This is a genomic window from Shewanella sp. Iso12 (genome assembly GCF_012030025.1).
Lineage (GTDB): Bacteria > Pseudomonadota > Gammaproteobacteria > Enterobacterales > Shewanellaceae > Shewanella > Shewanella algae.
This window is the reverse complement of the sequence record NZ_JAAUHW010000007.1, coordinates 1-22,953: the sequence shown is the minus strand read 5'-3', so window position 1 is coordinate 22,953 and position 22,953 is coordinate 1. Positions and strand designations below refer to the sequence as shown.

Here is a 22,953-nt window from a genome sequence, read left to right as displayed (position 1 = left end):
TAGCAAGAGTTCCAGAATTAGAGTCGGCATATTCTAACAAAGAATTTACAGTAAAGAGAAAGTTCCAAGTGAGTATAAGCAGCGATTATTGGTGGTGCGTCTCGTAAAACCAGGATGCCAGTTCGGCGGCCGGCACAGGTTTGGCAAAGTAGTAGCCCTGAATGATGTGGCAGCCTCTGTGAGTAACCTGTTGCAACTGCTCCCGGGTTTCCACCCCTTCGGCCACGACCTTGAGCCTGAGGTTACGGGCCAACTCGACAATACTGCTGACAATCGCCTGATCGGCACTGTTGCCGGCAATATCTTTGAGGAAGGAGCGATCTATCTTCAGAGTGTTGACTTCAAAGTGGCGCAGATAAGCCAACGAAGAGTAGCCGGTACCAAAGTCATCGATAGCGACTTCTATGCCGTGGGCTCTCAGCTGTTTCAGATGCTGGCGGGCAATCTGCAGCTCTTTCATCAACACCCCTTCGGTGATCTCCAGCGCCAGATATTCGGCCGGCATCCCGGTTTCTTCGAGGATATTGAGCACGCCACTGATAAATTCCGGGTGACGGAAATGCACGGCGCTGACATTCACCGACAACTTGAACGGCTCGGCCACACTCTGGCTCCAGCGGGCACCATCCTCACAGGCCTGGCGCAACACCCAACGGTCGATGGCCACAATCAAACCACAGGACTCGGCCACCTTGATGAAAATATCCGGCCGCACAAAACCTTCGCTCGGGTGATGCCAGCGCAGCAAGGCCTCCATGCCGATAAACTTTTGCTGCTCCTTGACATCAAACTGGCCCTGATAATAGAGCTCAAACTCGCCCTGCCCTATGGCGTGGCGCAACATGGCCTCCAATTTCAAGTGGTACAGCGCCTCGGCATTACGCTCACTGGAGTAGTATTGGAAGTTACCGCGCCCCTCTTCCTTGGCATGATACATGGCCTGGTCGGCGTTCTTGATCAGCGCCTCGGGCTGCCTGGCATCGTCGGGCCAGATGCTGATCCCTATACTGGTGGAAATAAAAAACTCCCGTCCATAGAGTTCGAACGGCTGCGCTATTTGCGCCAACAGGCGCTCACACAGACGGTTGAGCTTATCTATCTCGGCCTCATTCACCAGGATCACAAACTCATCACCACCGAAACGACACAGCACCTGCTCCTGATCCATCACAGACTGCAGCCTATTGGCCGCCTCCACCAACAGGGCATCCCCCATACTGTGGCCATAAGAGTCGTTGACATGCTTGAACCTGTCCAGATCCAGAAACAGCAAGGCCAGTTTCTGCTGTTTGTCATCGGCTCTGTCTATCGCCTGCTGCAAGCGGTTGGCAAACAGCGAGCGATTCGGCAAGCCGGTCAGCACATCATAGTTGGCCAGACGGCGCAGATCGGCTTCGGTGCGTTTCCGCTCTGTGATGTCGGAGAACACCACCACATAGTGCTGCACCCGTTCCTTGAGATCCTGCATAGAGGAGATATTGAGCCACACAGGACAACGCGACCCGGCCACGCCGACAATTTCCAGCTCGCCGGTCCAGGATTCCACCCCTTGCAGCAGAGTGGCGACATTGTCTTTGTGGAAGTTTTCGCTAACCACCAACTCGCCAAAGTGTCGCCCTTGCAGGCTATGTCTATCCTGACCCACTATCGACTCAGCCGCTCTGTTGGCTACCTTGATGACCTCATCGGCATCCAGAATAAACACCCCTTCAGAGGTGTTTTCAAACGCCTGAGCCAGCAACTCGACTTCGTCTTCCAACTGGCGCTTGATGGTAATGTCAGAGTAAATCCCGGCAGCCTTGCTGACCTTGCCGGAAACCGGATCATGACTGACAGGCCTGCCGCGCACCCTGAGCCAGCCCCAACTGCCGTCACGGCGGCGATAGCGGTATTCAGACTCGAACCTGTCGCTCTCACCTTCGACCATCTTGTTCCATTCATCCAGCGCAGTGGCCTGGTCGTCTGGATGCACCGGCAGCTTGTCTATGGCGATAAGAATAAAGTCTTCATCACTGCCCAGCACGCCGCCGCGATTATCCAGATGAAACAGGCCTGTATCGCGGCGCCACTCCCAGAGATCCGATTCACTGCCCCTGAGCGACTGCCTCAGCCTGTCATCACTCTGGCGCAGCGCCAGGTTCATAGTCATAAAACGCTGCACCTGACGCTGACGCAGCAAGACTATGGTGAACACCATAGCCAACAATGCCACCACCAACAGTCCTTTGAACCAACGACTCTGCCACCAGAACAGGTCAACAGTGAAAGGAAAACGGAAAGGTTCCGACTGCCAGATACCGTTATTTTGGCTAAGCACCTCCAGTTGGTAGGCACCGGGGATCAACCCTGAAAGGTTGATCTGTGACTGATTTTCCAGCAGTAAATAGTTCAGCTCATCCTCGCCGGGACGTCGTAAACGGTACTTGAGGCTGATAGGCGCATCGTCCAGATAATCCATACTGGTCAACTGAAAGCTGAGCATTCTGGCCCCCGGGGCAATGAGCTGTCCCGGCGTAGGCACCAGACTCAGCTCTGTCTTGTTGTCATAGTAGGCGGCAATGGATTCGAGAACAGCCTCATGTCTGGGAATACGATTAACCATGGCGGCGACATCCAACAACATCACCCCATCCGGCGTGCCGACATAGAGTCCCCGCTGCGGCTCAAAGAAATAGGCGTCCTCATTCAGCTCTTTACCCAGCAAGCCATCGTCATCGTTGAATACCTTGATTTCACCGCTGTGCTTGTCCTGACGGATAAGCACATAGGTACAGCCAACCATACGGTAGTCGCCGGTATCCTGCAGGAAAAACACGGTATTGCAGTCCAACTGCCACTCTTTAGTCAGCCGCCGAATCTTCATGGTCTGCAAGTCCAGCTCTATCAGACCAGCTTGACCTGTAGCCAGCCAGAAACGATCCGGACTGAGTTCCAGCAACTGACTGACAGCCGGAATGTGCGGCAATTCGTCAAAGGCGGTCACCAATGAACGATAACCGCCACCCTGTTCCAGATAACCAAATGACTTTTGGCCGCCGATCCACAAACGTTCACTGCTGTCGCGATAGACGCCATAGATCACCGGACTACTGCCGCTGTATTCGGCATCCGGCAAGTCCTTTTTGTTGATGCTGCCTTGGGTCTGATCCCATTCAAAGAGGCCTTTGCTGGTTGCAAACCACCAAAGATTACCTTCGTGCAAGGTATTGAATACTATCTTGTGACTCAAGGACTGACCGCTGCCGTTCCAATCACCCAAAGGTTGCCCTTCGAGAGTCTGCTTATTCATCACAAACAAACCGTTGGTGGAGGAAAGCAGCAGGTGCTCAGAGTCCAGATTATCTATCTTGTAGATGCTGTCATTGACCTCCATCCCTCTGGGAACTGCCGTTTTGGTCTGCTGAGTCTTGCGGTTAACGGCAATCACGCCCGAGTCGGTTCCCAGCCACAACATCTCGTCGTCGGCCAATATGGTCCACACCATTTCATCACTGAGCTTATAGGGTTCAGAGGCGCTGAAACTATCCAGTAAAAACTCGGGGGAGTCGGCCACCACGGCCAACGAGTGTCCTGTGCCACCGACCCAGATCAAACCATTGCTGTCCACCTGCAGGGCTTTGATATATTCGATATCGGCCCTGAGCTTTAACTGCTCTTTGAACTGTTTTAATTTGCGGGTACGCGGGGACCATTTCAGCAGTCCCTGCTTGCTGGCAATCCACAGGTTACCCTTGATATCTTCGGTGATCACACTGGTGAAAAAGGGGATTTCTGCCACACCCTCTATGCGGTTGCTTTTGAGGTTAACCCGATAGAAGCCTTTACTGGCCGCCATCCAAATCTGTTTGTTGCTGTCGAGAAACAGGGCATTGAGGCGGCCATAGCTCTCCTGCCAGGGTAAACGTTGCTTGACACTGCCATTTTGCGATCTCAGCTCCACACCATAGGCGTTACCCAGCAGCAAGTCGCCGTTCTCAAGCTGCTGGATTTGACTCCAAGGCAGGTCACTGTCGTAGGGTAGGTCAAATAGTTTCTGCAGTTGTTGCAGGTCCTGACTCAAGCGCCAAACCTGGCCTTTTTCGGTTAACAACAGCCAGTCTCCGGTAACCGACCTCAGGCTCTTCGTCACTCCGCCGCCTTGATATTTGGGGAACAGCTCATCGCTGCCAAACTGACGGAAACGGTTATCGGCAGTGTGGAAGAGGTAAGCGTGCGATAAGGTACTCACCAGCATCTGCTGCTGCCCGAGAGACTTGACCAGGGGCAGATATTCATCGGCCATCCGCGATTCCAGGCCGTCGCGGTCCAAACGGCGGATACTGGCGTTACTGAGGCGATACAACCCCTGCTCGGTGGAGAGCCAGATAAATCCCCGCTCATCCATACTGATGTCGAGAATACTGGTATTGGTCAAGCCGTCTCTGGAGGAGAACACCCTTTTAACCAACTCATCGGCGCATGTCGGTGCTGCCCCCAAACAAAGGCAGAGCAATAACCCAAGACCTGCTGTTATTAGTTTTCTTATCATCGGCTGATGAATAACCTTGGTGACCAATCTTGAATGTACCAGCTAGGACGCTGAATTTCATCTTGCAAACAACAATTCATTTACATACCCGAGCCAAAGCACAAAAAAATCGGGCCCAGTCAACTGAGCCCGATTTCAATACTTCCTGGGGACAAACGCCCAATCAGCAGATTACTTTTTCTTTTTTGCCTTTGGGTTAGGCAGATCTGTGATTGAACCTTCGTAGATCTCGGCTGCCAGCCCTACAGACTCGTGCAGAGTCGGGTGAGCGTGGATGGTCAGCGCCAAATCTTCGGCATCACAACCCATCTCGATGGCCAGGCCGATTTCACCCAGCAACTCACCGCCGTTGACACCCACAATGGCGCCACCAATCACTCTGTGAGTTTCTTTGTCGAAAATCAGTTTGGTCATACCTTCGCTGGCATCGGAAGCGATAGCACGCCCGCTGGCTGCCCATGGGAAGGTAGCAGTCTCGTAAGCTATGCCCTGCTCTTTGGCTTCTTTCTCGGTCAGACCAACCCAGGCCACTTCAGGATCTGTGTAAGCGATAGATGGAATGACTTTAGGATCGAAGAAGTGCTTCATACCGGCAATCACTTCTGCAGCCACGTGGCCTTCATGCACACCTTTGTGAGCCAGCATTGGCTGACCCACGATATCGCCCACGGCGAAGATGTTGGCAACATTGGTACGCAGCTGCTTGTCGACATTGATAAAGCCACGCTCATCAATCTTGACCCCAGCCTTGTCGGCATCGATCAGCTTGCCATTGGGAGTACGGCCAATGGCCACCAGCACTGCGTCGTAACGCACTGGCTCGGCAGGCGCAGCCTTACCTTCCATAGACACATAAATACCGTCTTCTTTGGCTTCAACCGCTGTTACCTTGGTTTCCAGCATCAAGTTGAATTTCTTCTTGATCTGCTTGGTAAAGACCTTAACCACGTCTTTATCGGCCGCAGGGATCACCTGGTCGAACATTTCAACCACGTCGATTTCACTGCCCAGAGACGAGTACACAGTACCCATTTCCAGACCTATGATACCGCCGCCCATGACCAGCATCTTGCCTGGGATCTCTTTCAGTTCCAGTGCATCGGTAGAGTCCCAGATACGTGGATCTTCATGAGGAATGAAAGGCAACTGAATTGGGCGAGAGCCGGCAGCTATGATGGCGTTGTCAAAGTTAACCACTGTGGTTTCACCGTCGGCACCTTTCACTTCAAGGCTGTTGGGGCCAGTGAACTTACCGAAACCGTTAACCACCTTCACTTTACGCATCTTGGACATGCCGCCAAGACCATTGGTCAGTTGGCCGATCACTTTCTCTTTAAAGCCACGCAGCTTGTCGAGATCTATTTTTGGCTCGCCGAACACAACACCGTGATCCGATACCGCCTTGGCTTCTTCAATCACTTTGGCTACATGCAACAGGGCTTTGGAAGGAATACAACCCACATTCAGGCATACGCCACCCAGAGTGCTGAAACGCTCAACAATCACTGTCTCCAGGCCTAAATCTGCCGCGCGAAAAGCCGCAGAATAGCCAGCAGGGCCAGCACCTAATACCACTACCTGAGTTTTGATTTCGTTACTCATTTTTTCCTCTGATTTCTTTCATTCCGTTGGGGACTGCCAGCCCAACCTGCGATGCGCCAGCTCGAAAGTGCTTGTCTCGTAAGGTGGGCGCATTTTAACCCGTGTTTGACACTGATCACAATAAACAAAAGGCCGCCCCGAGGGGCAGCCTGTTGTGTTAGAGGATCATTGTACGAATATCGGACAAGATACCTGACAGAGTGACACTGAAGCGTGCCGCCAGTGCCCCGTCGATCACCCGGTGATCATAAGACAGTGACAGTGGCAACATCAGCCTTGGCTCAAACTCTTTGCCGTTCCACTTGGGCTTAATCTCAGACTTGGACACCCCGAGAATCGCCACATCCGGATAGTTGACGATAGGCGTAAACGCGGTACCGCCGATACCACCCAGGCTTGAGATAGTGAAGCAGCTGCCTTGCATGTCGGCCGCCTTGAGCTTGCCGTCGCGGGCCTTGATCGAAATCTCGGTCAGCTCGCGGCTGAGTTCGATAATGCCTTTCTTGTCCACATCACGCACCACAGGCACAACCAAACCGTTTGGCGTATCGACCGCCACCCCGATGTGGAAGTACTTCTTGCGGATCAGCGATTCACCGTCCGGGCTCAGGCTGGAATTGAATACCGGGAACTGCTGCAGCGTCTTGGCAACCGCCTTCATCATGAACACCAGCGGAGTGATCTTCACATTCAGCTTCTGCTTGGCAGCCAGTTCGTTCTGCTGCTTACGGAAAGCTTCCATCTCTGTGATATCAGCCTCATCGAACTGAGTCACATGGGGAATGGTCACCCAGTTGCGGTGCAGGTTAGGGCCGGAGATCTTCTGGATCCGGGTGAGTGGTACTTCTTCCACTTCACCGAACTTGCTGAAGTCCACCTTAGGTGCATCGATAACCTGCAGACCACTGCCGCCGCCGACAGAAGTCGCCGCCGTAGCCTTGGGCCGTGACAGTTCATATTTCACATAGGCCTGCACATCCTCTTTGAGGATACGACCCTTGCGACCCGTACCTTTCACCTGAGTCAGGTCAACACCGAACTCACGGGCCAGGCGACGCACCGCCGGAGAAGCGTGTACCGCACCTGTGTTAGGCTGGGCACCCGCACTCGGATGATGCGGCACAGGTGGGCGACTCTGCGCTGCAGGCGCTGCCGCCGGTGCCGGAGCCGCTACCTCTGCCTGAGCAGGGGCTTCTGCCGGTGCAGCAACTGCTGCGGGAGCAGCACCTTGGGTCTCAACCGTGGCAATCACGCTACCCTGAGACACCTTGTCACCCACTTTGACGGTCAGAGAAACCAGCTTGCCACCAAAGGGCGCCGGTACTTCCATGGTCGCCTTGTCGGTTTCCAGCGTGATCAACCCTTGATCGGCACTGATCTCATCACCTACTGCCACCAGCACTTCGATAACGTCCACATCGGCAGCATCACCGATATCGGGAACCGCAATCTCTTTCACTTCAACTTTGGCAGGCGCAGCTGCCTGAGCGGCCACCGGCTGTGCGGCTTCAGAAGCCGTTGCTTGTGGTGCTTGCGGTGCTTCGGCAGCAGCACCAACTTCCAGCAGCAACACCAAAGAGCCCTGGGAAACCTTGTCGCCAACCTTCACTTTCAGTGACTTGACTATACCCGCCTGAGGCGAAGGTACATCCATGGTCGCCTTATCGGTTTCCAGCGTGATCAACCCGGCATCGGCTTCGATAGCCTCACCTTCGCTCACCAGCACCTCAATAACATCGACATCTGCGGCATCGCCAATATCCGGCACTGTCACTTCGATGACCTGGCTGCCACCGGCTGCAGGTGCGGCCGGCGCCGCCTGTGCTGGAGCGGGAGCCGCTGCCGGGGCAGGCGCAGCTTCAGCCTTGGGCGCTTCTGCAACAGGTGCAGCTTCTGCGCCTTCGGCGGCCATCAAGGCTATCAAGGTGCCTTCAGACACGCTGTCGCCAACGGCCACTTTCAGCTCTTTGAGCACACCGGCGAATGGCGCAGGAATATCCATGGTCGCCTTGTCGCTTTCAACGGTAATAATGGAGTCTTCAGCCGCCAGGCTGTCACCCACATTGGCACAGATCTCAATAACCTGTACCTCGTCCCCGCCAATATCGGGAACCAGTACTTGTTTCATATCAGCCATTCTGCTTCCCCTCTTACGCGTGCTGTGGGTCGATCTTGTCGGCGTCGATGCCGTATTCGGCAATGGTCTTGGCCAGAACATCTACCGGCAGCTCGTTGCGGTCCACCAGCGACTTGAGCGCAGCAACCACGATGAACTTGGCATCCACTTCGAAGTGGTGACGCAGGTTGGCACGGCTGTCAGAACGGCCGAAACCATCGGTACCCAGCACCTTGTAGTCACAAGGCACATAAGCGCGCAGCTGTTCGCCGTAGATCTTCATGTAATCGGTCGCCACAATGGCAGGTGCATCTTTGGCCAGCACTGTGCTCACATAAGGCACCTTGGCGGTTTCTGTTGGGTGCAGCATGTTCCAGCGCTCAACCGCCTGGCCATCACGCGCCAGTTCGTTGAAGCTGGTAACGCTGAACACATCGGTGCTGATACCGAAGTCTTTCGCCAGCGCCTGTGCCGCCTTGCGCACTTGCTCGAGGATAGTGCCGCAACCCATCAGCTGGACTTTGCCTTTGCCGGAACCGGCAACGCTTTCCAACTTGTAGATACCCTTGACTATGCCCTCTTCCACGCCTTGTGGCATTTCAGGCTGAACATAGTTCTCGTTCATTGTGGTCAGGTAGTAGAAGATATCTTCCTGATCTTCGCCATACATGCGGCGAATACCATCCTGAACGATAACGGCAATCTCATAACCATAGGTTGGGTCATAGCTGATGCAGTTAGGAATGGTGTTGGCCAGAATATGGCTGTGACCATCCTGGTGCTGCAAGCCTTCGCCGTTCAGTGTAGTCCGGCCGGAAGTACCACCTACCAGGAAGCCACGGGCGCGCATGTCGCCGGCGGCCCAAGCCAGATCGCCGATCCGCTGGAAGCCGAACATGGAGTAATAGATATAGAAAGGGATCATCGGCGTATCATTGACCGAGTAGCTGGTCGCAGCCGATACCCAAGAGGACATGGCGCCCAGCTCGTTAATCCCTTCCTGCAGTACCTGACCGGACTTGTCCTCACGATAGTAAGCAACCTGATCCGCATCCTGAGGCACATATTTCTGGCCTTCGTGAGCGTAAATACCCACTTGACGGAACAGACCTTCCATACCAAAGGTACGGGCCTCATCCGGGATGATAGGTACTATCTTCTTACCTATGCCCTTGTCTTTCAGCAAGGCGGTCAATACCCGCACAAAGGCCATGGTAGAAGAGATCTCACGGCCGTTGGAGCCTTTGAGAATCGCATCGAAAATCTTCAGTGAAGGCACTTGCAGCTCTTCGCTGAACTTCTGCCGACGGGCAGGCAGATAACCCATCAGGGCCTCACGGCGCTCCTTGAGGTATTTGACCTCTTCGGAATCCGGTCCAGGATGGTAGAAGGGGATCTCTTCCAGCTTGTCGTCAGGGATTGGAATGTTGAAGCGGTCACGGAAGTGACGAATGGCTTCAATATCCATCTTCTTGACGTTGTGGGCAATGTTCTTGCCTTCACCGGCATCACCCAGACCATAGCCCTTGACTGTCTTGGCCAGGATTACGGTTGGGCGACCCTTGGTCTTCTTGGCTTTATCGAGCGCGGCGTAAATTTTCACCGGATCGTGACCACCGCGGTTCAGACGCCAGATGTCATCGTCTGACATGTTGGCTACCATCTCGGCAGTTTCAGGATACTTACCGAAGAAGTGTTCACGGGTCCAGGCTCCGCCTTTGGCTTTACAGTTCTGGTATTCACCGTCAACGGTTTCGTTCATCAGTTGCAGCAGCTTGCCGCTGGTGTCACGGGCCAGCAATGGATCCCAGTAACGACCCCAGATAACCTTGACCACTTCCCAACCGGCGCCGCGGAATTCACCTTCCAGCTCCTGGATGATTTTGCCGTTACCGCGCACAGGGCCGTCGAGACGCTGCAGGTTACAGTTAACGATAAACACCAGGTTATCCAGCTCTTCACGAGCGGCCAGGCCGATGGCACCCAGTGCTTCCGGCTCGTCACACTCGCCATCGCCCAGGAAGCAATATACGGTTTGCTCGGAACAATCCTTAATGCCACGGTCAGTCAGGTACTTGAGGAAGCGCGCCTGATAGATGGCCTGGATAGGACCCAGCCCCATGGAAACCGTAGGGAACTGCCAGTAGTCAGGCATCAGCTTGGGATGCGGATAGGAGGACAGGCCTTTGCCATCCACTTCCTGACGGAAGTTGGCCAGCTGTTCTTCGCTCAGACGACCTTCGAGGAAAGAGCGGGCATAGATGCCGGGGGCTATGTGGCCCTGGAAGTAAACCAGGTCGCCGCCATCTTTCTCGTTGGGAGCACGGAAGAAGTGGTTAAAGCACACATCATAGATAGTGGCACTGGATGAGAAACTGGAAATATGACCACCAAGCTCCAGATCTTTCTTGGAACCACGCAGTACCATGGCCAACGCGTTCCAACGCACAATGGCGCGAATGCGACGTTCCATCTCCTGGTTGCCCGGCATATGGGGTTCTTGCCCGGCAGGAATGGTATTCAGGTAAGCAGTAGTGGCAGTGTAAGGCAGGTGAGTACCGTTACGGCGAGCCTTTTCGATCAGCTTTTCCAACAGGTAATGAGCACGTTCGGGACCTTCCTGCTCCAATACGGCCTGCAGGGATTCAACCCATTCCTGTGTCTCTAACGGATCCAAGTCTTGTAGCATATTTTCAGACATGACACTGTCCTTCTATACATTGTATTAATAGTGATTACGACGTCCTAAGGTGGGCACTGGGCCGCCCCTGGGCTACACGCCGCTCTTCAAACGGCGCAGGCTACGCTGCAACCGGCTATCTTCTTCCCGTACCGACAACATGACTTCCTCGATATAACTCAAGTGGTCATTGGATGCTTCACGCGCGGCTTCGGGATCGCGGCGAACAATTGCGGCCAACAGGGCCCGCCTATGTTCATTTGCCATGGAAGAAGCTTCTTCGCGACGGCTCAGAAGCTCCAGGTTTTGCGCCACATTTTGATGCAGCACAGGAGTTAAACTCAGTACCAGATGCAGCATGGCAACATTGTGTGATGCCTCAGCCACAGCCCGGTAAAAATGCACAATGGCAGCGGCTTGCGCTTCGATACCCTCGGCGTCTTCCACTTCCTGGATCATCCGCTTGATATTCTGCATATCGGCGTCTGTTCCACGCAGGGCGGCAAAATAGGCCATCATGCCTTCGGTGGCATGACGGAACTCCAGCAAGTCGTATTGACTCTCCGGATCACCCTGCATAAGTTCGACTATGGGATCGGCAAGACTCTGCCATAACTGTTCTTTGACGTAGGTACCGCCGCCCTGACGGCGCAGCAGTAATCCTTTGGCTTCCAGCTTTTGAATCGCTTCCCGCAGTGAGGGGCGGGAGACTTCAAATTGCAACGCCAACTCGCGCTCAGGAGGTAACTTCTGACCCGGCTGTAGGCTGCCTTCAAGGATCATCTGTTCCAACTGATTCATGATGACGTCAGAAATCTTTGGCTGACTGATTTTGCTATAAGCCATCTGGCCCTCAGCTCCTATTGTAAATTGGTCTTACCAATTTCTACGAGTGAGCGCACTTTATCAAATCACACTTTTAAAGTCCAGTTAGTGATCTGCATCAAGTCAACTCACGATGTGTGAGCATAGCCTATATTTTTTCTTCTGGGGTCAGACCAATTAACAAGCCTCAACCAGCCTATTCCTTCACCGCTGCTCAACCTAAGAAAGTTGCAACAACTGCAGCGGTTAACCCTTCAAAGCGCCCAAGCCGGTTCAGTGCTTGTTTAACTGACCAGACCAAAGATGGTCAACAGCGACAAAATAGTGATCAGCAAGGTCGAATTGCGTTTACTGAGAGCCAGCAGCGCCAAGGTAGATTGTACTGAAACCGGCACATCTTCATCTTCCGGCAGGGTTTCGGCGGCAAGAGCTACTTCTGTCACTATTTCTCTCGGCTTAGAGTCCAAGCTCAACGCCAGTTGGCACCAACGGGGAAAAGCATTGCTGAAATGGCCGCACAGAACATAGCCAAAACCTATTATCCGTGCCGGCAACCAGTCGAGCCAATACAGCAGGGTATGTACCACGGGCCACTCTTTGCCCAGGCGCTGACGCCTTTCATCAAAAAAACGCACGCTGCAATAAAACACGGCGCCTACAGGGCCAAACAAGATAAGGAACAGCGCCACGGCGCCATAATAACGATAGTTGAGCCAGGCTACGCTCTGCCCCACCCGGCTGCCCAGTTCCCGCTCGCTAACCGCATCCAGGCACTCACTGCAATCCAGCTCACCGGCAAAATGAAAACTGGCCTGCACATCACCACGGCAGGCAGCCTGCACATAACGCTTAAACAGGCGTCTTTGATACTGATGGGAAAAACACACTACCGCCAGCGCCACCCACAACAGCAGCGAAGGCAAACCCCAGAACCATCCATTCACTACCCATAGTGCCACTGCCACTGTCACGGCAGGCAATAGCAGCGCCAGTATCATACCGCCCACAGTACCCAACTGGCTGTCGGTAAACATCTGCTTTTGATACCAGCGCAGTCCGCTGTCCAACTGCCAGCGGGCAGGCAAGAGCTTCAAACGTTCAACAATAATTGCGACCAACAGGGAAAACAGTGCCATCTTTTCTTCTCCTTGCTATCTTGAGGCCTGCGGCCATAACAGAGCTACACCAGTCACAACGCCTGTAAATATCTTTGCCAATCAAATCCCGGGCCAGGGTCTGTCTTGCGCCCCGGCGCGATATCGCTGTGACCCACTATTCTCTCTTTGGTGATATCCGGGTAAGCCTGCTGCAAACTCTGGGTCAGGGTAATAAGTTTATGATACTGCTCTTCGGTAAAGCCGGAATCATCTGTGCCCTCCAGCTCTATACCAACGGCAAAATCATTGCAGCCGCTGCGACCTTCAAAGTTCGATACCCCGGCGTGCCAGGCGCGCTGATCCACAGAAACAAATTGGCGCAACTCGCCATCACGGCGAATCAGAAAATGTGCCGAAACTTCCAGTCCTTTCAGCCCGGCGAAACTGGCATCAGCCTCAATGTCCAGAGTGCCCAAAAATAGCTGCTCTATATAAGGCAAACCAAAGCGGCCGGCCGGCAGACTGATATTATGGATCACCAAAAGGCTCACCTCGCCATTGGGCCTGTGATTAAAGTGAGGTGAAGGGCTGCGCTCAGCCTCTTTATACCAGCCTTCAACCCATAGCTTATGCGCCAAATGCTCACTCTCCTGACTCGAATAACCATACATACAGCAGCACCTTGGCTGCAGTCACATTGGCTCAAAATAACTTCGAGCCTAGCCACGGCCAATTGTGTCTCCAACACAATACCAGCAGCGCCCCTTATTATGCTAATCTAGCGGCATAAATTTCCCCAATAATCCCGAGTCAATCAAGGACGCGCATCATGCTCGAAAATGATATCAGGGTCAGTGTCAAAGCCGCACTGGACGAAGACCTTGGCCACCATAAGGCCTCCGAGGGCGATATCACCGCCCTGTTGATCCCCGAAGATAAACACGCCGAAGCCACCCTTATTACCCGCGAAGAAGGTGTCTTTTGCGGTAAGGCCTGGGCCGAGCAGGTATTCAATCAGCTCGGAGGTGAAGTGGCGCTGCACTGGCATGTGGATGATGGCGACCTTGTGCTGCCCAATCAGCTGCTGTGTGAACTCTCCGGCCCGGCGCGCCTGTTGCTCACCGGCGAGCGCACCATGATGAACTTTATTCAAACCCTCTCAGGGGTAGCCAGCCTGACCAAAGTCTACTGCGACAAGCTGGTCGGCACCCAGTGCCGCTTGCTCGATACCCGCAAGACGCTTCCCGGCCTGCGCACGGCGCAGAAATATGCCGTTACCTGCGGCGGCGGCAAAAACCACCGTATCGGTTTGTTTGATGCCTTCCTGATCAAAGAAAATCATATTATGGCCTGTGGCAGTATCGCCAATGCCATCTCCGCAGCCCGTGAGCTACGCCCCGAAAAACCTGTGGAAGTGGAAGTAGAGAATCTGGAAGAACTGGCTCAGGCACTGGAAGCCGGCGCCGACATAGTCATGTTGGACAACTTCGATGTGACTATGATGCTGCAGGCAGTTGAGCTCAATAACGGTTTCAAGGCCAAAGGACTTGGCGCCAAACTCGAAGTCTCCGGCGATGTCACGCTGGAAACCATAGCGGCTTTCGCCCAAACCGGCGTCGACTATATCTCGGTCGGAGCTCTGACCAAGCATGTGCGAGCCATGGATCTCTCCATGCGCCTCAAGGGCTGATAACCTCCGGGGCATACCCTGAATTTCTATGGGTATGCCTTTCCAGCCAGGGCCCAAAGGATAGCGGTTAAACCTGCAGCTGAAGCAAGCCGTGGCAAAGTACTTGGCGCAAATCGATAAGTTCCAAGAAGTCGTACCAAGGTGAACTTTGCCAGATAGGCCCCCTCATAATCGACAAAACACCACCATATTCAAATAGCTAGAACAGCTATTTAGTAATATGTCAGTAAGCATCTGTCAATGATGCTCTCAATCAGCTGTTTGGCCAGTCCTGATACCGGTTGCAAACAGGTAAATTCTTGCTCACAACCCACCCAATCACCAAGAAACAAAACTGCAACAACTGTATTTAAGCAAATGATGAAATTGTATATTTTTTTGACAACGACACTTCCCTGACACTTATTTCATTAACTGTCAAAATACTGTTGCCGGTAAAACTTGGTGATCAGTAACATTTTTGATTTTTTTCCGAAATTTACGCTGCTTTTTACCGATTGTGGATTCCATTTTCAGTAACTTTATACTAACTTTTATGGCAGGCGAGATGGCCGTTTTTGGCCAACCTCACCGACAAGGTAACCACCCAAACTGATATTTGTTTATGGCATAACGCAGTTACAACTGTAAAATACGTGCTTTGAGTAAATACTCAGTTCCTTGAGGTGCGGTTTGCCGGAACGACATACGATAAACTTAAATGGTTTTGCTGAACTGATTGAGTCTGATCCAACACGCTCTGGGGCATATAGCCACCCGAGCTGGAATCGCCAGCGACGCAACTGAACAGGTTTCAGGCTGGTAAGGAATAAGAGTAACAGGGACTAAGTTACCGATTCGCTCAAGACGGCAACGATGGAGAAAGCAAATGAAAGGTATCAAACTTAACAAACGCGCTCAGGGTTTCACCCTGATCGAACTGATGATCGTAGTAGCCATTATCGGTATTCTCGCGGCAATCGCACTGCCTGCTTATCAAACATATACTGACAAAGCCAGATATACAGGCATTGTTGCTGCTGCTGGTGCAGTAAAAACTGCCGTAGAAATATGTGCACAAACTGAGGGAAGCATCGATGCAACGGAATGCGCTCCCGGCAAAGGTGGGGTTCCAGCCAACGTAACTGGTTTAACAACAGGCGCATATTCAGCTATAACTTGGGATGCAGGAGCTGCGACCGTTACTGTAACTCCTATTGCAGCAGGCGGAATTACAGCTAGTGACACTTATGTTTTAACAGGTTCATTTGATAACGGACGCGTTTTGTGGTCCGATAATTGCACTAAGTTCTGTTAATCTCTTAAGTTTTTTTATGCCAACAACAGGTCTCCACTTAGGATTATCAACACTCTTTATCCGCAAAGGGCTGCTCGATGAGAGTAGCCTGTCGGAGGCCATCAAGCAGTCGCAAAAAAACAAACAAGCTCTGGTCACCACTCTGGTGACCAGTCAGCTTTTATCCGCCCGTACCATCGCCGAACTCTGCTACGAAGAGTATGGCACCCCGCTGCTGGATCTCAATGAGTTTGACTTAAGCAGTATCCCGGATGAGTTTCTCAACAAAAAACTGATTGAAAAACATAGGTGCCTGCCGTTATTTAAGCGTGGCAACCGCCTCTATATCGCCACCTCAGACCCCACCAATATCGCCGCCCTGGAAGACTTCCAATTTAGCGCCGGCCTGCACGCCGAAGCGATACTGGTAGAGGAGGATAAGCTCAGTAAAGCACTGGAAAAAGTGCTCGAAGAAGACCTGAGTTCACTGGACCTCGATGGCCTCGATGAGGAATCCCTCGCAGGAATTGAAGTCGCCGACACCGACAAGCGTCCAGAAGAAAGTAACGATGGCAAAGACGATGCGCCTATCGTCATCTATATCAATAAGATTTTGACCGATGCCATCCGTAAGGGCGCATCGGATCTGCATTTCGAGCCTTACGAAAAACGTTACCGCATTCGCTTTCGTATTGATGGCATCCTCCATGAGGTATCTGAGCCCCCCATTTCTCTCTCAGGCCGTATCTCAGCCCGCTTGAAGGTAATGTCCAAACTGGATATCGCCGAGCGCCGGGTTCCTCAGGATGGCCGCATCAAGATGAGGCTGTCCCGTAACAAGAGTATCGACTTTCGGGTCAGTACCCTGCCCACCCTCTGGGGGGAAAAGATAGTAATGCGGATCCTCGACTCCTCTTCCGCGCAATTAGGAATCGAAAAACTCGGCTATGAGGAAGACCAAAAACAAGCCTACCTGGAGATGCTGGCAAGGCCCCAGGGAATGATTCTGGTAACCGGTCCTACCGGCTCAGGTAAAACCGTTTCCCTTTATACTGGCCTCAATATCCTCAATACCGAAGAGCGCAATATCAGCACCGCCGAAGACCCGGTGGAGATCAACCTGGAAGGGGTCAACCAGGTGCATATCAACCCCAAGGCCGGACTGACCTTCGCCTCGGCGCTGCGCTCCTTTTTACGTCAGGACCCGGATGTGGTAATGGTGGGCGAAATCCGCGACTTGGAAACAGCAGAAATCGCCATCAAGGCGGCACAAACCGGCCACTTGGTACTCTCAACCCTGCACACCAACTCATCGGCCGAAACCCTTACTCGCCTGCTTAATATGGGGGTTCCCGGTTACAACATTGCCAGTTCAGTCAACCTGATTATTGCCCAGCGCCTGGCCCGCCGCCTCTGCCCCGAATGCCGCCAACCGGAAGAGATCCCCGAGCATGAACTGCTGCAGCTGGGCTTCACTCAGCAGCAGATAGATGCAGGTTTTACCCCATACAAGCCCTGCGGCTGCGAATTCTGCTCCGGTGGCTACAAGGGCCGGGTCGGTATCTATGAGGTAATGAAGATGTCCGATGAAATCGCCAGAACCATTATGGAGGGCGGTAATTCACTGCAGATTGCCACTACTGCCAAACAGCAGGGGATGCGCGACCTGCGCCTTTCTGGCCTTTTAAAAGTGATTCAAGGCGTCACCAGTATTGCCGAAGTCAATCGGGTCACCAGCTACTGATTGGACTAATACGTCTATTGGACATCCGACGAAGCGATATTACTCTGGGACTAATCAAATAGATAACCGCATGAGAGCCAGTGAATAAGCATTCGCCCGTGACTCTGACTAAAATTAAGGCAAGCTAGCAAATAAGCATATTGCAAGGAACAATTATGGCAACTGCAACGGCGACAGCAAAAAGCAATAAAGCCAAAAATAAAGGCGCCAAGCCCCAGCCCAAGATCCATACCTTTACCTGGAAAGGCCTCAATCGTGACGGCAAGCAAAGCTCGGGTGAACTGCGTGGTACTAGTATAGCCGAAATCAAGACCCTGCTTAAGAGCCAGGGGATCAACCCTAAACTGGTTCGCAAGAAATCTGCTTCCCTTTTCGGTGGTGATAAAAAAATCAAACCTATGGATATCGCGGTGATTACTCGTCAGATAGCCACTATGTTGGCTGCCGGCGTACCACTGGTTACTTCCATCGAATTGATCGCTCGCGGTCACGAAAAAAACAAGGTGCGGGTTCTGCTTGGCACTGTGTTGGCCGATGTCCAGGCCGGCATTCCACTCTCCGATGCCCTCCGCCCTCACAGAGTCTATTTCGATGACCTCTATGTCGACTTGGTGGCCGCCGGTGAACATTCAGGCTCTTTGGATGCCGTATTCGACCGCATTGCTACCTATAGGGAAAAGGCCGAAGCCCTTAAGTCAAAAATCAAGAAAGCCATGTTCTACCCCGCAGCAGTAGTCGTCGTTGCCATTGCAGTAACCACTTTACTATTGCTCTTTGTAGTACCCCAGTTTGAAGAAATTTTCAGTAGCTTTGGCGCCGAACTGCCTGCCTTTACTCAGTTAATTGTCAATATCAGCCGCGGCCTTCAGAGTACCTGGTATCTATTTTTAGCAGCCATTGTAATCAGTATTTGGCTGTTTGTCCGTGCCCATCGTAACTCAGAGCACTTTCGTAACCGTATTGATGAAATGGTGTTGAAGATCCCATTGATTGGCGAAATTCTTCATAAAGCCGCCATGGCCCGTTTTGCCCGCACTCTGGCCACCACTTTTGCCGCCGGGGTGCCGCTGATTGATGGCTTGGAGTCTGCCGCCGGTGCCTCCGGCAACTATGTTTACCGCAAAGCGCTGTTAAATGTGCGCACCGAAGTGATGGCCGGGATGCAGATGAACGTGGCCATGCGCACCACCAAGCTATTCCCTGATATGCTGATCCAGATGGTGATGATAGGTGAAGAATCCGGCTCATTGGACAACATGCTCAACAAGATTGCCAATATCTACGAGATGCAGGTGGATGATGCCGTAGATGGGCTCTCCAGCTTGATAGAACCCATTATGATGGTAGTTATCGGCACCCTGGTTGGTGGCCTTATCGTCGGCATGTACCTACCTATCTTCCAGATGGGTAACGTGGTAGGTTAAAGCTGGCTATTCGCCGAAGTGTAATAATAAAACCAACACTTAACTGTTTTTAGGGTCGCTTAATATCGCATGTCAGAATTTATTGCCGTATTGAGCCACAACCAGTGGCTCTTTCTTGTTCTCTGTTTTTTGTTTGCCTCTGTAATAGGCAGCTTTCTCAATGTGGTAATCCACCGCCTGCCGGTAATGATGAAGCGCGAATGGCAGCAGGAATGCAATCAATACCTGCAGGAATATCAACCCGAATTCGCCAAACAGCTGGGTGAAGCCAAGCTTAATGCACCAATAGATAACTATCCGGCCAAATACAATCTGTTACTGCCGAAGTCTGCCTGCCCCAAGTGTGGCGCCCATATCAAACCCTGGCACAACCTTCCCATAATCGGCTATTTGTTGCTTGGCGGTAAATGCGCCTCCTGCAACACAGCTATTTCAGCGAGATACCCAATATTTGAGCTTCTGACCGCCCTGCTTATCAGTACTCTCGGTTGGTATTTTGGCCCGACACTGCAGTTTGTTTACGCCACTATTCTCACCTTTGGATTGATAGCCCTCAGCGGGATAGATTTGGATGAAATGCTGCTGCCGGATCAGATTACCCTGCCGCTACTGTGGCTTGGTTTACTGGTTAATATCTCGGGCACCTTTACTAATCTGACCGATGCCACCATAGGGGCCGCTGCCGGCTATTTAAGCCTCTGGTCGGTCTACTGGCTATTTAAACTGCTCACCGGCAAGGAAGGTATGGGCTATGGCGATTTCAAGCTGATGGCATTGTTTGGCGCCTGGCTTGGCTGGCAGATGTTACCTCTAATTATTCTGCTCTCTTCTCTGGTCGGTGCCCTAGTAGGCGTTTTACTTATTCTGTTCAAGAACCTTAATCGGGGTAACCCTATCCCCTTTGGCCCTTATATTGCTATCGCAGGTTGGGTCGCTTTGGTGTGGGGACAACAGATTGTCGACTGGTATTTGGGAACACTCTAAATGGCCGAATTTATTGTAGGGCTCACCGGCGGTATCGGCAGCGGCAAAACTACGGTCGCCAATCTGTTTGCCGAACAGGGAATCGTCCTGGTCGATGCCGATATTATTGCCAGAGAGGTGGTCGCCAAAGACTCAGATGGCCTCAGACAAATTGGCGATAAATTTGGTCCTCAGATGCTGACTCCTGAAGGCAATCTGAATAGAGCGGCGCTGAGGGAACAGATATTTCATCATCCGGAAGACAGGGAATGGCTCAATGCCCTGTTACATCCCATGATACGTTCCCGCATGTTGGCACAGGTTAAGGCGGCGAACTCCCCTTATGTCATCATGGTGGTGCCTCTGCTTTTTGAGAATGGCCTGGATAAACTGGTGAATCGCACTCTGGTGGTAGATATTTCACCCAAATTACAGTTACAGCGAACTATTGAGCGGGACAAGGTGTCTAAGGAACAGGTTCAAAGCATTATCAATAGCCAGAGCGACCGCAATAGCCGACTCAACAAGGCTGATGATGTGATTGACAATCAGGGAGAAATCACCGCGCTACAAGCTCAAGTACTGGCGCTGCATAATAAATACTTACAGCTGGCAGATCCTATACACCCATGAACACGACAGAACTGATATTCGAACAGCCGTTAAATGAAAAGATCCGCAGCTATTTGCGCCTGGAATATCTCGCCCGTCAATTGGACAATAACCTCCAGCAAGATCATCAACATAGATGCTTCTACCCACTATTCTCCCTCTGTGAACTCACCGAACGCTGTGATTACCGCAGCGAAGTCATCAAAGATATCGACCGCCAATTAATCCAACTGCAAAGCTGGCAACAGCAGGACGATGTAGACCAGCAGCAACTCCAGTACTATCTCGAGCAATTCTCCCATGCCAGAGAAGAACTGCAACGTCCACAGCGCCCCGGCAGTCAGCTTAAGCAAGACAGATTCATATCGGCGCTCAGACAAAGATTCAGCATGCCTGGTGCTTGCTGTAACTTCGATCTGCCACAACTGCACTTTTGGCTGGCTAAGCCTTGGGAAGAACGCTGTCAGGAGTACCTCCAATGGACCAGTCACTTCAGCAGCCTACTACAGCCCATCAGTCTGCTGTTGCAACTTACCCGTATGAGCTGTGAATATCGTGATGCTGTAGCCCATGCCGGCTTTTACCAAGGCGACAGCCAACAAAGCTTGTCGCTGGTCAGAGTCAAGCTGGATGCTGAGCAAGGCTGCTACCCCACCATTAGTGGTCACAGAAACCGCTTTGCGATTCATTTTGTGCAGTTCGAACAACAAAAGCATTCCGACAAAACCGTCAAATTCCTACTGGCGACCTGCGGCTAAACTCTTTACCATGGGCGCCATCAGTTAGCCCAAGAGACACAAAAATGCCTATCACAGTTAAGTGCCCCACCTGTCAAAAAGAGGTGGAATGGGCCCCCGAATCCAAATTCAAGCCCTTCTGTAGCGAGCGCTGTAAACTCATCGATCTCGGTGATTGGGCCTCGGAAAAACATGCCATCCCGGTCAAGCCAGAGTTTGATGAGCAACTGCTGGATGAACTGGGCTACGATGAAGGTAATTTCTTCAAGGATCAGTAATGACAAAAAGAGTACATGTAGCGGTCGGTATCATTAAGTCCGGCGAGCAGATCCTATTGGCCAAGCGTCATGGGCATCTGCACCAGGGAGGAAAATGGGAATTTCCAGGAGGTAAAGTCGAAACCGGCGAAACCGTCACCCAAGCCTTAGCCAGAGAACTGGCGGAAGAAGTCGGGCTTAACATAGCCGCCTCTACCCCTTTTATGCTGTTGTCTTATGACTATCCAGATAAGCAGGTGTTACTGGATATTCACCTGGTCACTGAATTCAGTGGCAATGCTTATGGCGTAGAAGGACAGGAAGTCGAATGGGTGCACTTGGATAAACTCCAGGAATATACTTTCCCGGCTGCCAACCAACCGATTCTTGATAAAATCCTTACAGAGTTTTCAAACTAACCCCTAAGCCAGCCGCCTAAGCTGGCTTTCTTATTATCCCTATCTTTCAGATTCAGATATACCAAATCCCCCCCTGCAGAGGTCATCGTTGATGGCGCAGGCTGGCATACTATGGATACGGCAATACCTTTCTCAAATCTCACTTTGATTAAGCTACCCGCCTATTCCCCAGAGCTGAACCCAATGGAGCAAGTTTGGCAATGGCTCAGACAACACTGTCTTTCCAACCGGGTATTCGATTGCTACGAGCAAATTGTTGAGCAAGTATCCCGAGCCTGGAATACCTTCATTGAGGATACTGGTCGGGTTAAATCTCTGTGCTCCAGAGACTGGATAAATCTGCCCAGACAAGCGGGTCAATCTATTCTCAATATCTCCACAGCACCATCTCACATGGGGGCGAAAGACATCTGTTCATCAAGCACAGCTTGATAGATGGCTGTAGCGCGAAGCAGCTTGGCTGCGAGCTGAGGGGCACACACTGCGCCAGCAGCTTTGGGCTGCATGTTAAGTCGTGCTCGCTGGAGACAAAAGTGGCGTCTGGCGATGGCCAGCTTCGAGCAAGCTCTCCGCGTTCGTCTGTCGCATCAAACTGAGTTTGATGAACGCGACAACCTCACCCTACTCCACATGGGATTGTGCCTCACTACGTTCGGACTCTTTATCTTCCCCATGTGAGAGTGGACATTTCAAAATGCAATTAAAACGAAAAATCCCCAACACAAAGTGTTGGGGATCCATCGTTTTATTAGGCGTCTGGCGATGACCTACTCTCACATGGGGAGACCCCACACTACCATCGGCGCGATTGCGTTTCACTTCTGAGTTCGGGATGGGATCAGGTGGAACCACAATGCTATTGTCACCAGACATATTCTTACTGGTTAATTGTCCGTCTGACGGTATTGTTTCCTCGCTACGCTGCTCATGTACTTCAGTACACTGCGCGGCTCGCTCGTCACGGCTTTGGCAGCCAAACAATG

General features: G+C 52.2%; 16 protein-coding genes, 1 rRNA gene and 1 pseudogene. 10 read left to right on the top strand and 8 right to left on the bottom strand.

Annotation, left to right across the window (positions count from 1 at the left end; genetic code table 11):
• Nucleotides 1-85 precede the first annotated feature (85 nt).
• From HCX89_RS12990 to ampD, 7 genes are all read right to left on the bottom strand, one after another.
• Entirely contained in the window at nt 86-4,528 is a 4,443-nt protein-coding gene (locus tag HCX89_RS12990) for an EAL domain-containing protein (protein WP_167716303.1), read from the bottom strand.
• 171 nt (nt 4,529-4,699) lie between these two features.
• A complete protein-coding gene (gene lpdA / locus HCX89_RS12985; protein ID WP_025009237.1) occupies nt 4,700-6,130 on the bottom strand; it encodes a dihydrolipoyl dehydrogenase in 1,431 nt (476 codons plus the stop codon).
• Nucleotides 6,131-6,287: 157 nt separating this feature from the next.
• Entirely contained in the window at nt 6,288-8,267 is a 1,980-nt protein-coding gene (gene aceF, locus HCX89_RS12980; RefSeq protein ID WP_167716301.1) for a dihydrolipoyllysine-residue acetyltransferase, read from the bottom strand.
• Between the two features lie 13 nt (nt 8,268-8,280).
• Complete coding sequence (gene aceE, locus HCX89_RS12975; RefSeq protein WP_044733568.1) at nt 8,281-10,947, bottom strand: pyruvate dehydrogenase (acetyl-transferring), homodimeric type; 2,667 nt, start codon at nt 10,945-10,947, stop codon at nt 8,281-8,283.
• 72 nt (nt 10,948-11,019) lie between these two features.
• Nucleotides 11,020-11,772, bottom strand: coding sequence for a pyruvate dehydrogenase complex transcriptional repressor PdhR (gene pdhR / locus HCX89_RS12970; protein ID WP_025886793.1), 753 nt, complete (start codon nt 11,770-11,772; stop codon nt 11,020-11,022).
• A 263-nt stretch (nt 11,773-12,035) separates the two neighbouring features.
• Nucleotides 12,036-12,887 carry a beta-lactamase regulator AmpE gene (gene ampE / locus HCX89_RS12965; RefSeq protein ID WP_025012050.1) on the bottom strand — a complete coding sequence of 284 codons (852 nt, stop codon included), beginning with the start codon at nt 12,885-12,887 and terminating at the stop codon, nt 12,036-12,038.
• A 53-nt stretch (nt 12,888-12,940) separates the two neighbouring features.
• On the bottom strand, nt 12,941-13,519 hold the full coding sequence (gene ampD, locus HCX89_RS12960) for a 1,6-anhydro-N-acetylmuramyl-L-alanine amidase AmpD (protein ID WP_167716299.1): 579 nt from the start codon (nt 13,517-13,519) through the stop codon (nt 12,941-12,943).
• Between the two features lie 158 nt (nt 13,520-13,677).
• Between ampD and nadC the strand changes: the two genes are divergently transcribed.
• The 10 genes and pseudogenes from nadC to HCX89_RS22860 form a co-directional block, all read left to right on the top strand.
• Nucleotides 13,678-14,538, top strand: a complete 861-nt coding sequence (gene nadC / locus HCX89_RS12955; protein WP_167716297.1) for a carboxylating nicotinate-nucleotide diphosphorylase — start codon at nt 13,678-13,680, stop codon at nt 14,536-14,538.
• Between the two features lie 868 nt (nt 14,539-15,406).
• Nucleotides 15,407-15,835 carry a prepilin-type N-terminal cleavage/methylation domain-containing protein gene (locus HCX89_RS12950; RefSeq protein WP_167716295.1) on the top strand — a complete coding sequence of 143 codons (429 nt, stop codon included), beginning with the start codon at nt 15,407-15,409 and terminating at the stop codon, nt 15,833-15,835.
• Between the two features lie 16 nt (nt 15,836-15,851).
• A complete protein-coding gene (gene pilB / locus HCX89_RS12945; protein WP_167716293.1) occupies nt 15,852-17,558 on the top strand; it encodes a type IV-A pilus assembly ATPase PilB in 1,707 nt (568 codons plus the stop codon).
• A gap of 155 nt (nt 17,559-17,713) precedes the next feature.
• The gene (locus HCX89_RS12940) at nt 17,714-18,982 is read left to right on the top strand and encodes a type II secretion system F family protein (RefSeq protein WP_167716291.1); all 1,269 of its coding nucleotides are present in this window, start codon (nt 17,714-17,716) and stop codon (nt 18,980-18,982) included.
• 69 nt (nt 18,983-19,051) lie between these two features.
• Nucleotides 19,052-19,966, top strand: a complete 915-nt coding sequence (locus HCX89_RS12935; protein WP_144128769.1) for an A24 family peptidase — start codon at nt 19,052-19,054, stop codon at nt 19,964-19,966.
• A complete protein-coding gene (coaE, locus tag HCX89_RS12930) occupies nt 19,967-20,578 on the top strand; it encodes a dephospho-CoA kinase (protein WP_167716289.1) in 612 nt (203 codons plus the stop codon).
• On the top strand, nt 20,575-21,315 hold the full coding sequence (gene zapD, locus HCX89_RS12925) for a cell division protein ZapD (RefSeq protein WP_028779562.1): 741 nt from the start codon (nt 20,575-20,577) through the stop codon (nt 21,313-21,315). Before coaE ends, zapD begins: the two co-directional genes overlap by 4 nt.
• Nucleotides 21,316-21,359: 44 nt before the next feature.
• Entirely contained in the window at nt 21,360-21,572 is a 213-nt protein-coding gene (gene yacG, locus HCX89_RS12920) for a DNA gyrase inhibitor YacG (RefSeq protein ID WP_025886789.1), read from the top strand.
• On the top strand, nt 21,572-21,970 hold the full coding sequence (gene mutT, locus HCX89_RS12915; protein WP_167716287.1) for an 8-oxo-dGTP diphosphatase MutT: 399 nt from the start codon (nt 21,572-21,574) through the stop codon (nt 21,968-21,970). Before yacG ends, mutT begins: the two co-directional genes overlap by 1 nt.
• 72 nt (nt 21,971-22,042) lie before the next feature.
• A pseudogene (locus tag HCX89_RS22860) lies at nt 22,043-22,303 on the top strand (transposase); the annotation flags it as partial.
• A gap of 421 nt (nt 22,304-22,724) precedes the next feature.
• Here the strand turns inward: HCX89_RS22860 and rrf are convergent.
• Nucleotides 22,725-22,840, bottom strand: a 5S ribosomal RNA gene (rrf, locus tag HCX89_RS12905).
• Nucleotides 22,841-22,953 lie beyond the last annotated feature (113 nt).